Source organism: Streptomyces sp. NPDC057939 (genome assembly GCF_042887545.1).
Lineage (GTDB): Bacteria > Actinomycetota > Actinomycetes > Streptomycetales > Streptomycetaceae > Streptomyces.
Genome location: NZ_JBHVPG010000005.1, coordinates 18,483 through 31,197 on the forward strand (window position 1 = coordinate 18,483; position 12,715 = coordinate 31,197).

Genomic DNA, 12,715 nt, shown 5'->3' on the forward strand with positions numbered 1-12,715 from the left:
ACCCCACCGGCCCCGGCGCCCCCTTCCGCATGCCTGGAGCCACCCCATGAAGGCACTCGTCAAGCACAAGGCCGAGCCCGGGCTGTTGCTCATGGACGTTCCCGAGCCCGAGTACGGCCCCGGCGACGTGCTGATCAAGGTGCTGCGGACCGGCATCTGCGGGACGGACCTGCACATCCGCGCGTGGGACGGCTGGGCGCAGGGCGCGGTCAGGACCCCGCTGGTCCTCGGCCACGAGTTCGTCGGGGAGGTCGCCGCGCTCGGCGCGGACGTCCGCGACATCGAGGTCGGCGCCCTGGTCAGCGGCGAGGGCCACCTGGTGTGCGGCAGGTGCCGCAACTGTCTGGCCGGCCGCCGCCACCTGTGCCGCAGCACGATCGGCCTCGGCGTCGGGCGCGACGGTGCCTTCGCGGAGTACGTCGTCCTGCCCGCGCAGAACGTGTGGGTCCACCGGACGGCCGTGGACCTCGACGTGGCGGCCATCTTCGACCCGTTCGGCAACGCCGTGCACACCGCGCTGTCCTTCCCGCTGGTCGGCGAGGACGTCCTGATCACCGGCGCGGGCCCGATCGGCATCATGGCGGCGGCCGTGGCCCGACACGCCGGCGCGCGCAACGTGGTCATCACCGACGTCAGCCCGGAGCGGCTGGAGATCGCCCGCAAGGCGGGCGCCACCCTCGCGGTGAACGTCGCCGAGTCCTCCATCGCCGACGCGCAGGCGCAGCTCGGCCTGCGCGAGGGCTTCGACATCGGCCTGGAGATGTCGGGCCGCTCCGAAGCCATGCGCGACATGATCGACAACATGACCCACGGCGGTCGCATCGCCATGCTCGGCCTGCCGGCGCAGGAGTTCGCCGTGGACTGGGCGAAGGTCGTCACCTCGATGATCACCATCAAGGGGATCTACGGCCGCGAGATGTTCGAGACCTGGTACGCGATGACCGTGCTGCTGGAGGGCGGGCTCGACCTGTCCCCGGTCATCACCGGCCGCTACTCGCACCGCGACTTCGAGGCCGCCTTCGACGAGGCCGCCACCGCCCGCAGCGGCAAGATCATCCTGGACTGGACGGCGTAACGCGCCGCACCGGCCCCCCACGGACCATCTCCCTCCGGCCGGGCCCCGCACACCCTCCCCCCTCCGCGGGGCCCGGCCCCCCTTCGCCGCACAAGGAGCACCGCACATGTTCGAGTCCGTCCGCGACGACCTCCGCACCACCCTCGACGAGATCCGCGCCGCCGGCCTGCACAAGCCCGAGCGCGTCATCGGCACCCCGCAGAACGCCGCCGTCGCCGTGACCGCGGGCGGCGCCCCTGGCGAGGTCCTCAACTTCTGCGCCAACAACTACCTCGGTCTCGCGGACCACCCCGAGGTCGTCGCCGCCGCGAAGGACGCACTGGACCGCTGGGGCTACGGCATGGCCTCCGTCCGCTTCATCTGCGGCACCCAGGAGGTGCACAAGGAGCTGGAGGCGCGGCTGTCCGCCTTCCTCGGCCAGGAGGACACGATCCTCTACTCCTCCTGCTTCGACGCCAACGGCGGCGTCTTCGAGACCCTGCTCGGAGCCGAGGACGCGGTCATCTCCGACGCCCTCAACCACGCCTCGATCATCGACGGCATCCGCCTGTCCAAGGCCCGCCGCTTCCGCTACGCCAACCGCGACCTCGGCGAGCTCGAAGCCCGCCTGAAGGAAGCCACCGAGGGCGGCGCCCGCCGCAAGCTCGTCGTCACCGACGGCGTCTTCTCCATGGACGGCTACGTCGCCCCGCTCGCCGAGATCTGCGACCTCGCCGAGCGGTACGACGCCATGGTCATGGTCGACGACTCGCACGCCGTCGGCTTCGTCGGCCCCGGCGGCCGCGGCACCCCCGAACTCCACGGGGTCATGGACCGCGTCGACATCATCACCGGAACACTCGGCAAGGCCCTCGGCGGCGCCTCCGGCGGCTACGTCGCCGCCCGCGCCGAGATCGTCGAGCTGCTGCGCCAGCGCTCGCGCCCGTACCTCTTCTCCAACTCCCTCGCCCCGGTCATCGCGGCGGCCTCCCTCAAGGTCCTCGACCTGCTGGAGTCGGCGGGCGACCTGCGCGAGCACCTCGCCGCGAACACCGCGCTGTTCCGTTCGCGGATGACGGAGGCGGGCTTCGAGATCCTGCCCGGCGACCACGCCATCGCCCCCGTCATGATCGGCGACGCCGCCGAGGCGGCGAAGATGGCGGAGCTGCTGCTGGAGCGCGGCGTGTACGTGATCGGCTTCTCCTACCCCGTCGTCCCGCTGGGCGCCGCCCGGATCCGCGTACAGCTTTCGGCGGCCCACTCGACGGCCGACGTCGAGCGCGCGGTGGCCGCCTTCGTGGACGCCCGCGCGGCTCTCGCCGCTGCTCAGGGCTGACATCATGGGGGAGTGATCGACCCCCGCCGGCTGCGCATCCTGCGGGCCGTGGCGGACCACCGTACGGTGACCGCCGCGGCCGCAGCCCTCTACCTCACCCCGTCCGCCGTCTCCCAGCAGCTCGCCGCGCTGGAGCAGGAGACGGGACACGTCCTGCTCACCCGCAGCGGACGGGGCGTGCGGCTCACCGCCGCCGGGGAGATCCTGCTGGGGCACGCCCACGAGGTGCTGGCCCAGCTGGAGCGCGCCGAAGCCGAACTCGCCGCGTACGCGGGCGGCGCGGCGGGCGAGGTCACCGTCGCCGCGTTCGCGACGGGCATCGCCGAGGTCCTGGCCCCCGCCATCGCCCGGCTGGGGCGGGAGCACCCGGGCATCAGGCTCCGCGTGCGGGACGCCGAGGGCGACCAGAGCCTGCCGATGCTGCTCGACGGGGAGGCGGACGTCGCCCTGGCCGTCGAGTACCGGGGAGGACCCGGCGCCGACGACGCCCGGCTGTCCGTCCTCCCGCTCTACGCGGAACCCTTCGACGCGGTCCTGCCCGCCGGGCACCCCCTCGCCGACCTGCCGACCGTGGCGCTGGCGGACCTCTCCGACGCCGACTGGGTGGGCCAGTACCCGGGCAACCCCTGCTACGACGTGACCCTGCTGGCGTGCGAACTCGCGGGCTTCCAGCCCCGGTTCGTCCACTCCTCCGACGACTTCCGCGCCGTCACCGCCCTGGTCGGGGTCGGGGCCGGGGTGGCCCTCGTGCCGCGTTCTGCGCTGCGCGGCATGGACCTCAAGGAAGCCCGCGTGCTGCCCGTCACCGGGGCCGCCGCCACCCGCCGGGTGTTCGCCGCCACCCGGCGCGGCGCCGAGGCCCACCCCCTGATCGCCCCGGTGCTCGCCGCCCTGGTCCGCGAGGCGGAGCGGCTGCCCGCGCACTGACCCACCCCGGCCGCCGGCAGGGACCGCGCGACCGGCGACGCCGACGTTGACCAGGTACGGACCGGCCGCACGGCCCGCACGGCCCGCACCGCGCGGATCCGGGCCCCGGCGCCGGCGACCCGGTCACGCCACGGCCGTCACTCGGACTCCGTCAGGGTGTGGAACGCCTCGCGCCGCACGTCCGGTCGCGGGTGCCGGCGCAGCGCGCGCAGCAGCACCCGCCACTCCTCGGGCCAGCTCAACACGGTGCCCATCCCGGCCACGAGGGCGGCGGCCAGCAGGCCCGTGCCGTCCCGGCCGTCCCGGGTCAGCCGGTCGGCCACCGCCAGCAGGGACGCGGCACGCGCCGGCAGCGCGCGGTGTCCCCAGTTGGGCCGCAGTCGCCCCGCCACCTGCCCCGCGACGACCACGCCGGCGTCCTCCAGGGCCCCCGCCAGGTCCTCCAGGCGGCGCGCGAGGTCATCGGGTTCGGCATGGAGGTCCACCAGGGACCGCAGCAGGTCCGCGCGTTCCGGGGCGAGCAGCGGATGCCCCGCCAACTGCCCGGCGAGCGACTCCGGCAGTTCGGGCCCGCTCTCGTGCACGGCGGACGTGTACACCAGCGAGCGCAGTCGTTGCAGGGCCGGCAGGTCACGGTCGCCGGTGGCGTCGAGGCCGCCGACGGGGCCGTCCAGCGAGACCAGCAACTCGGCGATCGCGCCGTGCAGCACGCTGCCGGGGGCCGCGCCGCCCAGCGGGTGCGGCAGCGTCGAGGAGGCCAGGTCGCGCAGTACCGAGGCCGCGCCCGCCCAGTGCGCCCGCCGGTCGAGGTCGCGGACCGTACGCGAGAGTCGTTCGGCCAGTCGGGGGGCGTGCGCGGCCCAGTCACCCAGGCTCCGCATCGTCGAATGGCCCCAGAGGCCGGTCGCGGTGTGGCTCAGCACGGCGTCGTACAGCGAGTCGACGAGAACGGCCCAGCGGGCGCGGTGCTCCCGCGGCAGCTGTCGGGGGCCGACCGTCACCAGGGCGGCGATCACGGCGGGGTCGCCCTCGTGGGCGGCCTCGTCGAGCAGCTGCCACGCCTCCGGGGCACCGAGCAGCACGGGCAGGGCCCGCACGACGGTGGAGCGGACGTCCGGGTGACGGTCGGGAGCCCGGAACGCGTGCGCCAGCAGGGCCGCGGCGCGCCGCGGGGGCAGGTGCAGGGCCGCGAGACGGATCGCCTCCTTCCTGGAGGTCACCTTCGCGGGCTGCTCGCCGGTCAGCAACGGCCCCAACAGCAGGGCCAGTTCGGAGGGGGCGGTGTGGTCGGCGGCGCGCGCCGCCGCGTACACGGCGACCCTGGCCCGGTCGGTGCCGGCCCGCTCCAGCAGGACCGCCGCGGCCTCCCGCGGCCGGTCGGTCCAGGGCAGGGCGCCGAGCGCGGCCTCGGCGAGGACCACGTCCGGGGCGTCCGTGTGGGCCGTCACCGACGCGTACCCAAGCCCCGGAACCGGGGCGGCGGCCCGGATCGCCGAGGCGCGGGCGGCGAGGGGGAGGGAGACGTCCGCGGCCGCCGCGGCGGCGATCCGTACGGCCGCCGCCTGCTGGCGGGGCAGCCACCGGCCGCTGTGGTCGAGGTCGGGGAGCGGGGGCGGGGAGCCGGGCAGCAGGAACCGGCCGCGGGGCGGGGCGTCGTCGAGCAGCGCGTCCAGCAGGTCCGTGCGCGACCGGGACACGACGTCCAGTACGGGAGGCAGGACCACCGCCGAGGGCTCCAGGGCGATGATGGCGGCCACCCGCGGTCCGCGGGTCCCGGGATCGTCCAGCCGTAGTTCCACCGCTGCCCGGAAGGTGGCGTCATCACCCCGTTCCAGCGCGGTGACCAGCATGTCCTGAAGGTCGGGCATCCGTCGGGCCCGGGGCCCGAGGGCGCGGGCCAGGCCCAGCAGCAGGCGGAAGTCGGCCCGCGCGGCGGCGGCTTGGAGCCAGGGGCGCAGGGCGTCGAACACCTGGTGTTCCTGACCGCGGCGCAGGACCCGGTACAGGGGGCCGAAGGAGGGGACGCCCTCCAGGCCCGTGATCCGGCCCAGGGTGTCCAGGGCCCAGGACGCAAGCGCCGTGTCGGGGCCGGTCGCGTGCCGGACGAGCACGCGTTCGGCGAGCGTGCGCAGGGCCGTCCGGCTCCGGTCCGAGCCGTCCGGAGCCTCCAGGGCGTCGGTGGCGATCCGCTCCAGCGCCGCCACGTCATCGGTGTGGAGCACGCGGGGCGCCTCCGCGGCCAGGGCCCGGAGCGCCGCGGACCGCACGGGGTCCCGGTCGTTGCGCAGGCGCCGCGTCGCCTCCAGCATCTCGGCGACCGCCGCGCGGCCGCCGTCGCGGGTGGCTCCCGCGACCAGCAGCGGCCAGGCGGTCTCCCGGTCGTCGGCGCCGGACCGCAGGACGGCGGCGAGCAGGGCGGTCCGCGACCTGGTGAACGGGCCGTGCCCGAGCACGTCCAGGTCGTCCCACCAGCACTCCTCGGCCGGGTCGAACTCGGCTTCGGCCCGCCGTACGGCGGCCCACCGCTGTTCCCGGGGCAGCAGGGCGAGCACGTCCACGTGCGGCCACGTACCCGGCGCGCCGGCGGTCACCTCCGCGTGGAAGGCCTGCCGGGAGCCGGGGGGCAGGGCCTTCAGGAGCGCGGTGTAGTGCCGGTCGCGGTGTCCCCAGTGGCGGCCCAGCGCGCGCAGCGACACGGGAGCGGCCCGGACCAGCCGGTGCGTCACCCGTGGCGGCGGCACCCTTTCGTAGCGCTCCTCCCGGCGGTCGGGGGAGGTGATCCAGCGGATGACCCGGTCGGCGTCGATGTCGATCAGGGCGCCCAACCCGTCGTACAGCGGGTACGGAAGGGCGGCGGGCCCGTACCGTTCCAGCAGGTCCAGCACCCCGGTGGGGCGCTGCGGCGCCAGGGCCGAGACCGCCGTGGCGTGCACCCGCCACCACGTGTCCCGCTCGTGGCCGGGGGACCGCTCCGCCAGGGCGGTCCCGAAGTGGTCCAGCACCGCGTCGGGATGACGCCGGGCGAAGCCGGGCCAACCGCCCACGGCGTGCGCGAGGGAGGGCAGGTGCCGTGCCACGAAGGGCGCCGAGCAGGCGGGCAGCAGCCGTGCCGCCTCGGCGTCGCCCCATTCGCCGCGGAGCCGCTCGACCAGCCGCTCGGTGAGCGCGGTCCGGCCGCCGCAGAGCAGCAGCCGGGCCAGCCGCTGCCGCAGGGCGGTCGGCGCGTCCTCGTACGCGGTCTCGATCGCGGCGTCCGGGACGGGCAGGCGGCGGGCCGCGCGCAAGGCGTACGAGGCGACGCACCGGTCGGGGTCGGCCAGGCGCGCGGCGAGGAAGTCGGTATCCCGCCCGGCGAAGGCGGCGAGCGCGGCGAGCCGCCGCTCGTACGGCCCGAGCGCGTCCAACTCCGCCAACAGCGGGCCGAGTTCTCCCGTGGCGGCGAGCCGGTGGGCGGTCTGCGCGGTGAGGGTGAGGCGCGCGGGGAAGGGCAGCGGTTCGAGTACGGAGAGCAGCTGCTCCGCGGTGGTGGGCATCCGGAGATTGTGCCCGCGGAGATCCGTACGCGCGATCGATTATGGAGTGGCGGGTGGCGGGTGGCGGGTGGCGGGTGGCGGGCGTCCGGGAGGGGCGTGGCGGTCGGCCCAGGGTTCCCGAGGTCAGACGCGGACCACCTGGACCCCCGCCGCCTCGAACCGCGCGGCGACCTCGGCCGCCAGGCCGGTGTCCGTCACCAGGACGTCCACGGCGGCGGCCGGGCAGATGCGGGCGAACGCGCGGACCCCGAGCTTCGAGGAGTCCGCCGCGACGACCACGCGGCGCGCCCGCTCGCAGAGCAGGTGGTTCACCGCCGCCTCGTCCTCGTGCCGGGTGGCCGCCCCGTCCGCCGGGTCGAAGGCGTCGACCCCGACGACCGCCGTGTCGACGGTGAGCTGACCGAGCGTCTGCTGGGCGAGCGGTCCCGTGAGTTCGTACGACTGGGGACGGGCCACCCCGCCCGTCAGCACGATCTTGAACTGGGGTCGGATGACCAGCTCGCCCGCGATGTTCAGGGCGTTGGTGACCACCGTGAGCGCGGGCGAGCCCGTGGCCAGGTCAGGTCGGGCCGCCAGCGCGCGGGCCACCTCCGTCGTCGTGGTGCCGCCGGTCAGGCCGACGACCTCGCCCGGGGCGACCAGCGCGGCGACCGCCTCGCTGATCCGCTGCTTCTCGGCGGCCCGACGGGTGGACCGGTAGCGCAGGGGGAGCTCGTACGACACCCCGTGCGGCACCGCCCCGCCCCGCGTGCGGACCAGGAGCTGCTGCTCGGCGAGCTGGTCCAGGTCGCGCCGGATCGTCGCGGCGGACACGCCGAGCGCCTCGGCGGCCGGCTCCACCTCCAGCCCGCCCCGCTCCACCAGCAGGTCCAGCAGTCTCTGCCAGCGTTCCTTGCGGGTCATGGCGCCCTCCCGAGTTCTCCCCTGGCCGCCGCTTCGGCCCAGTCGTCGAGATTAACCCAGGCCGCCACCCCGAAGATGCTTGAAGTTGCGCGAAAAGGCCCGCTACCTTGCAGGAACACGCACCCAACGCGCAGGGAGCCCGCATGAGTCACGTCGCGAACGAGTTGGCCACGCAGCCCGAATGCTGGGAGCGGGCCGCCGAACTGGCCCCGTCCCGGCGGGCCGTACTGCCGAAACCCGGGGAACGCACCGCCATCGTCGGGTGCGGCACCTCCTACTACATGGCCCAGGCGGCCGCCGCGCTGCGCGAGGAGACCGGCCAGGGCGAGACCGACGCCTTCCCCGCCTCCGAGTTCCCCCGCCACCGGCGCTACGACCGGGTGGTGGCTCTGACCCGCTCCGGAACCACCACCGAGGTGCTCGACCTCCTCGCCGGGCTGAAGGAGGCCGGGGTGGCGACCACCGCCGTCATCGGGGACCCCGACACCCCGGTGATCGCCCTCGCCGACGAACTGGTCGTCCTCGACTTCGCCGACGAACGCTCCGTCGTCCAGACCCGATTCGCCACCACCGCCCTCACCCTGCTCCGGGCCCACGTCGGCGCGCACACCCCGGCCGCCGTCGCCGACGCCCGCACCGCGCTCGCCGCCCCGCTGCCCGCCGGCGCCGAAACCCGGGGCCAGTTCACCTTCCTCGGCCGCGGCTGGAGCGTCGGCCTGGCCCACGAGGCCGCCCTCAAGATGCGCGAGGCCTCCCTCTCGTGGGCCGAGTCCTACCCGGCCATGGAGTACCGGCACGGCCCCGTCAGCGTCACCGGACCCGGCTCCGTCACCTGGTCACTGGGCGGGACCCCCGACGGCATCGCCGAACAGGTCCTCGGCACCGGCGCCGCCTGGGTGGCCGGAACGCTCGACCCGCTGGCCGAACTGGTCCGCGTGCACCGCCTCGCCGTAGCGGTCGCCGAGCACCGGGAGCTGGACCCCGACGCACCCCGCAACCTGACCCGTTCGGTCGTCCTCACGAACACCGAGGGAGTCCTCCGATGACCCTCACCACCACCGGGACCCTCGTCGCGGACGCGGCCGGCGCCGGCCGCGCCGTGGCCGCCTTCAACATCATCACCCTGGAGCACGCCGAGGCCGTGGTCGAGGGCGCCGAACGGGCCGGACTCCCCGTCATCCTCCAACTCAGCGAGAACGCGGTGAAGTTCCGCGGCGGAGCCCTGCTGCCCATCGCCCGCGCCGCCGTCGCCTGCGCCGAGGCCGCCCGGGTCCCCGTCGGCCTGCACCTCGACCACGTCAAGAGCCCCGACCTGCTGCGCCGGGCCGTGGACGCCGGATTCGGGTCGGTGATGTACGACGCCGCCCACCTGCCGTACGCCGAGAACCTGGAGGCCACCCGCTCGGCCGCCGACTGGGCCCACGTCAACGGGCTGTGGATCGAGGCCGAACTGGGCGAGGTCGGCGGGAAGAACGGCGCCGCCCCGCTGGACCCGCACGCACCCGGCGCCCGCACCGACCCCGACGAGGCGCGCAGATTCGTCGCCGACTCCGGGGTGGACGCCCTGGCCGTGGCCATCGGCAGCAGCCACGCCATGACGCGCCGCACCGCGGCACTCGACCACGCCCTGCTGGCCCGGCTCGCCAAGACGGTCGACGTACCCCTGGTCCTGCACGGCTCCTCCGGCCTGCCCGACACCGAACTCGCCGCGGCGGTGGCCGGCGGCATCCGCAAGGTCAACATCGGCACCGCCCTGAACGTGGCCATGACCGAAGCCATCCGCACCCACCTGACCCCCGCGGACCCCCGGCCCTACCTCACGGCCGCCCGGACGGCCATGGCGGACACGGCCGAGGCTATGATCAGCGCCCTGAACTGACGGGACGCGACCGGCCACGGGAGCGAGGGCCCGGCGCCCGCGACGGCCGGCGGCGGGGGAGCGGGGGCGGACCGTGGACGACCGGCGCCCCCACGGCCGCACCGACCGCCGCCGGTTCCTCGCCCTCACCGGCGGGGCCGCGCTGCTGCTCACCGCCGCCGGCGCGGCCGCCCTGTGGCCCGACTCGGAACCGGAACCGGAATCGGAGCCCGACCGGCGGCGCGTCCGTACCGACACCGAACCCCTGAACAGCCGTTTCGAGCAGGCCCTCGGAGCGCTCTCCGACCCCCACTGGCTCGGCTACGACATCGACGCCTCCTCCGCCGACCGCTTCCTCCCCGGCCCCGATTCCCGCATCCGGCTCGTCGGCATCGCGCGGATGCGGCCCGGAGCGGCCGCGGGGATCGTCGAACGCTCCGGCCACGCCTTCGTGCCCGCCGCCCTCCCCGACCCGCCCTCCCCGCTGCGGAGCCACGTGCCGGCCGGGGCGCGGTGGCGGACCAGCCCCGGGTTCGACACCGCCGCGAACCGGCCCGGTCCGGCGGTCGTGCCGTCGGGCACCCACCATTTCGACGCGGCCCTCGACCTCGTCTGGTTCGACGTGGTCCTCCTCCACACCTGAGCGGCGGGCACCCCGGGACGTCCCACCGAGCGGCGGACACCCCGGGACGTCCCACTCAGCGGGAGGACGTCCGCCCGGGCATTGAAGGCGCGGGACGGGCGGTGTTTCGTCGGACGGCCGGGACTTCGCCGACCGAAGGGCACCGCCCATGCCGCAGCCGTACCTCCCCTCCCGTTTCGGGGTGTTCCTCGCCCCCTACCACCGCCCCGACCGTGACCCCGCCCTCCAGCTACGCCGCGACCTCGACCTGGTGGAGGCGCTCGACCGGCTCGGGTACGAGGAGGCGTGGGTCGGCGAACACCACTCCGCCGGCTACGAGATCATCGCCTCGCCGGAGCTGTTCCTCGCCGCCGCTGCCGAACGCACCGCACGGATCACCCTCGGAACGGGAGTCAACAGCCTCCCGTTCCATCAGCCGTTGATCCTCGCCGACCGGATCTGCCAGCTCGACCAGCAGTCGCGCGGCCGGGCCGTGCTCGGTGTCGGGCCCGGACAGCTGCCCTCCGACGCCTTCATGACGGGCGTCGACCCGCTGCGCTCCCGGGCGATGATGTCCGAGTCCCTCGACGCGATCGTGCGGCTGCTGCGCGGCGAGACCGTCACCGCGGCAACCGACTGGTTCACCCTGGACGAGGCCCGGCTCCAGCTCGGGCCCTACCGGGGCCGCGAGTTGGAGGTCGCGGTCGCCTCCGCCGTATCACCGACCGGAGCCGTCCTGTCCGGCCGGCACGGGGTCTCCATGCTCTCGCTCGCCGCCGCCGACCCCTCCGGATTCGCCACGCTCGACACCAACTGGGCGGCGCACGAACGGGCCTGCGCCGAGGCCGGTCACGTCCCCGACCGGTCGGGCTGGCGCCTGGTCACACCCGTACACCTCGCCGAGACGCGCGAAGAGGCCCTGAGACAGGCCGAGTTCGGCACGCCGGACCTGGTCGCCTACCTTGAGGCGCTCGGCGGCAGCCGGCTCGAAGGCTGCGCCACCCCCGGCGGGACCGTCGAACGCTGGACCGAGGAGGGCCTGCCCACCTTCGGGCGGGCCGTCATCGGCACCGCCGACGACGCCGTCGAGAGGATCGCCGAACTCGCGGCGAAGACCGGTGGCTTCGGCACCTTCCTCATCCTCCAGACGGACATCGCCGAACCGGCCGCCGCGCTGCGCAGCCTGGAGATCTTCGCCGAACGCGTCGTACCCCGACTCACCGGCGCCGCCGAGGCGCGCCGCGCGAGCCTCGACTGGGCCGCCCGCAACAGCGAACGCTTCGTCGGCAGCCTGCGCCGGGCCACCCGGGAGGCCGTCGCCCGCAAGGGAGAGGTCCGATGAGGGCCGCCGTGTTCCAGGACGGCCGGTTCGCCGTGCGGGAGCACCCCGACCCCGTACCCGGACCGGGGCAGGCCCTGGTCGAGACCCACGCCTGCGGGATCTGCGGCTCCGACCTCAGCGCCGTCGAGCACACGGCCGAGTTCCTGCGCGCCTCCCGCGACAGCGGAACCACCGGCTTCCTCTTCGACCCGGCGCGCCCCCTGGTGATGGGCCACGAGTTCTCCGGCCGGGTACTGGCCTACGGCCCGGGCGCCGGCGGACCCGAACCGGGCACCGGGGTCGTCGCCCTGCCCTGGGCACTCGACCCCGGCGGGGACGTCCGTACCGTCGGCTACAGCAATGACTTCCCCGGCGGGTTCGGCGAACGCGTCGTCGTCCAGGCGCAGGCCCTGCTACCGGTCCCGCCGTCCCTCGACCTGACCCTCGCCGCGCTCACCGAACCCCTGGCCGTCGGCTTCGGCAACGTCGCCCGCAGCTCGGCGGGACCGGGCACCCCGGCCGTCGTCATCGGCTGCGGGCCCGTCGGACTGGGCGCCGTCGCCGCGCTCCTGGAACGCGGAGCCGGCCCCGTCGTCGCCTCCGACCCCTCGGCCCTGCGGCGTGCGGCCGCGGCCCGGCTCGGCGCGCACGCGGTGACGGACCCGTCCGCGGCCGGCGCCGACCCGATGGCCCGCTGCGCCGAGCTCGCGGGACCCCGGTCGCTGCCACCGGTGGTGGTCAACTGCGTCGGCGTGCCCGGCATGCTCGACCGGCTGCTGCACACGGTGCCCCGGGGCACCGAGATCCTCCAGATCGGAGCGGTCATGACGCGCGACGTGATCCGCCCCGTGGTCGGCATCTACAAGGACGTCACCCTCCGGATGTGCCTCACGTACCCGCCTCGGGAGTTCGGAGCCACCCTGGACCGCCTCGCGGACGGCTCCCTCGACGCGGCGTCCCTGGTCACCGGCGAGGCGGGGTTCGCGGGCCTGGACGCGGCCTTCGCATCGCTGCGGCGGCCCGAGGAGCACGTCAAGGTCCTGATCCTGCCGGGCCGCACGGGCCCGGCCGTCACCGCGCCGGCCCGCGACAGACCGGGAGCGGAGCGCGGCGGGGCCGGTGCCGGTGCCGGTGCCGCCGAGCCCGGCGGGTCCTGATCGG

10 protein-coding genes are annotated in these 12,715 nt (G+C 75.4%); 8 read left to right on the top strand and 2 right to left on the bottom strand.

The window, feature by feature from the left end:
• Positions 1 to 46 precede the first annotated feature (46 nt).
• The 3 genes from tdh to ACFVS6_RS07835 all read left to right on the top strand — a co-directional run bounded on the left by tdh (position 47) and on the right by ACFVS6_RS07835 (position 3,317).
• Positions 47 to 1,075: an L-threonine 3-dehydrogenase gene (tdh, locus tag ACFVS6_RS07825; protein WP_389701645.1), complete on the top strand. Its 1,029-nt coding sequence runs from the start codon at positions 47 to 49 to the stop codon at positions 1,073 to 1,075.
• A 106-nt stretch (positions 1,076 to 1,181) separates the two neighbouring features.
• Positions 1,182 to 2,390, top strand: a complete 1,209-nt coding sequence (locus ACFVS6_RS07830; RefSeq protein WP_389701647.1) for a glycine C-acetyltransferase — start codon at positions 1,182 to 1,184, stop codon at positions 2,388 to 2,390.
• A 12-nt stretch (positions 2,391 to 2,402) separates the two neighbouring features.
• Positions 2,403 to 3,317: a LysR substrate-binding domain-containing protein gene (locus tag ACFVS6_RS07835; protein ID WP_389701649.1), complete on the top strand. Its 915-nt coding sequence runs from the start codon at positions 2,403 to 2,405 to the stop codon at positions 3,315 to 3,317.
• Between the two features lie 137 nt (positions 3,318 to 3,454).
• Here the strand turns inward: ACFVS6_RS07835 and ACFVS6_RS07840 are convergent, their stop codons facing one another.
• Positions 3,455 to 6,850, bottom strand: a complete 3,396-nt coding sequence (locus tag ACFVS6_RS07840; protein ID WP_389701650.1) for a hypothetical protein — start codon at positions 6,848 to 6,850, stop codon at positions 3,455 to 3,457.
• A 123-nt stretch (positions 6,851 to 6,973) separates the two neighbouring features.
• On the bottom strand, positions 6,974 to 7,753 hold the full coding sequence (locus ACFVS6_RS07845) for a DeoR/GlpR family DNA-binding transcription regulator (RefSeq protein WP_389701651.1): 780 nt from the start codon (positions 7,751 to 7,753) through the stop codon (positions 6,974 to 6,976).
• A gap of 143 nt (positions 7,754 to 7,896) precedes the next feature.
• On the opposite strand from ACFVS6_RS07845, the gene ACFVS6_RS07850 reads away from it, so the two are divergent.
• The 5 genes from ACFVS6_RS07850 (at position 7,897) to ACFVS6_RS07870 (ending at position 12,711) form a co-directional block, all read left to right on the top strand.
• On the top strand, positions 7,897 to 8,799 hold the full coding sequence (locus ACFVS6_RS07850; RefSeq protein ID WP_389701652.1) for an SIS domain-containing protein: 903 nt from the start codon (positions 7,897 to 7,899) through the stop codon (positions 8,797 to 8,799).
• Entirely contained in the window at positions 8,796 to 9,632 is an 837-nt protein-coding gene (locus tag ACFVS6_RS07855; protein WP_389701653.1) for a ketose-bisphosphate aldolase, read from the top strand. The genes ACFVS6_RS07850 and ACFVS6_RS07855 overlap by 4 nt, the downstream gene beginning before the upstream one ends.
• A gap of 73 nt (positions 9,633 to 9,705) precedes the next feature.
• Positions 9,706 to 10,254: a hypothetical protein gene (locus ACFVS6_RS07860; protein WP_389701655.1), complete on the top strand. Its 549-nt coding sequence runs from the start codon at positions 9,706 to 9,708 to the stop codon at positions 10,252 to 10,254.
• A gap of 148 nt (positions 10,255 to 10,402) precedes the next feature.
• A complete protein-coding gene (locus tag ACFVS6_RS07865; protein WP_389701657.1) occupies positions 10,403 to 11,575 on the top strand; it encodes an LLM class flavin-dependent oxidoreductase in 1,173 nt (390 codons plus the stop codon).
• Positions 11,572 to 12,711, top strand: a complete 1,140-nt coding sequence (locus tag ACFVS6_RS07870; protein WP_389701658.1) for a zinc-binding dehydrogenase — start codon at positions 11,572 to 11,574, stop codon at positions 12,709 to 12,711. The genes ACFVS6_RS07865 and ACFVS6_RS07870 overlap by 4 nt, the downstream gene beginning before the upstream one ends.
• Positions 12,712 to 12,715: the final 4 nt, after the last annotated feature.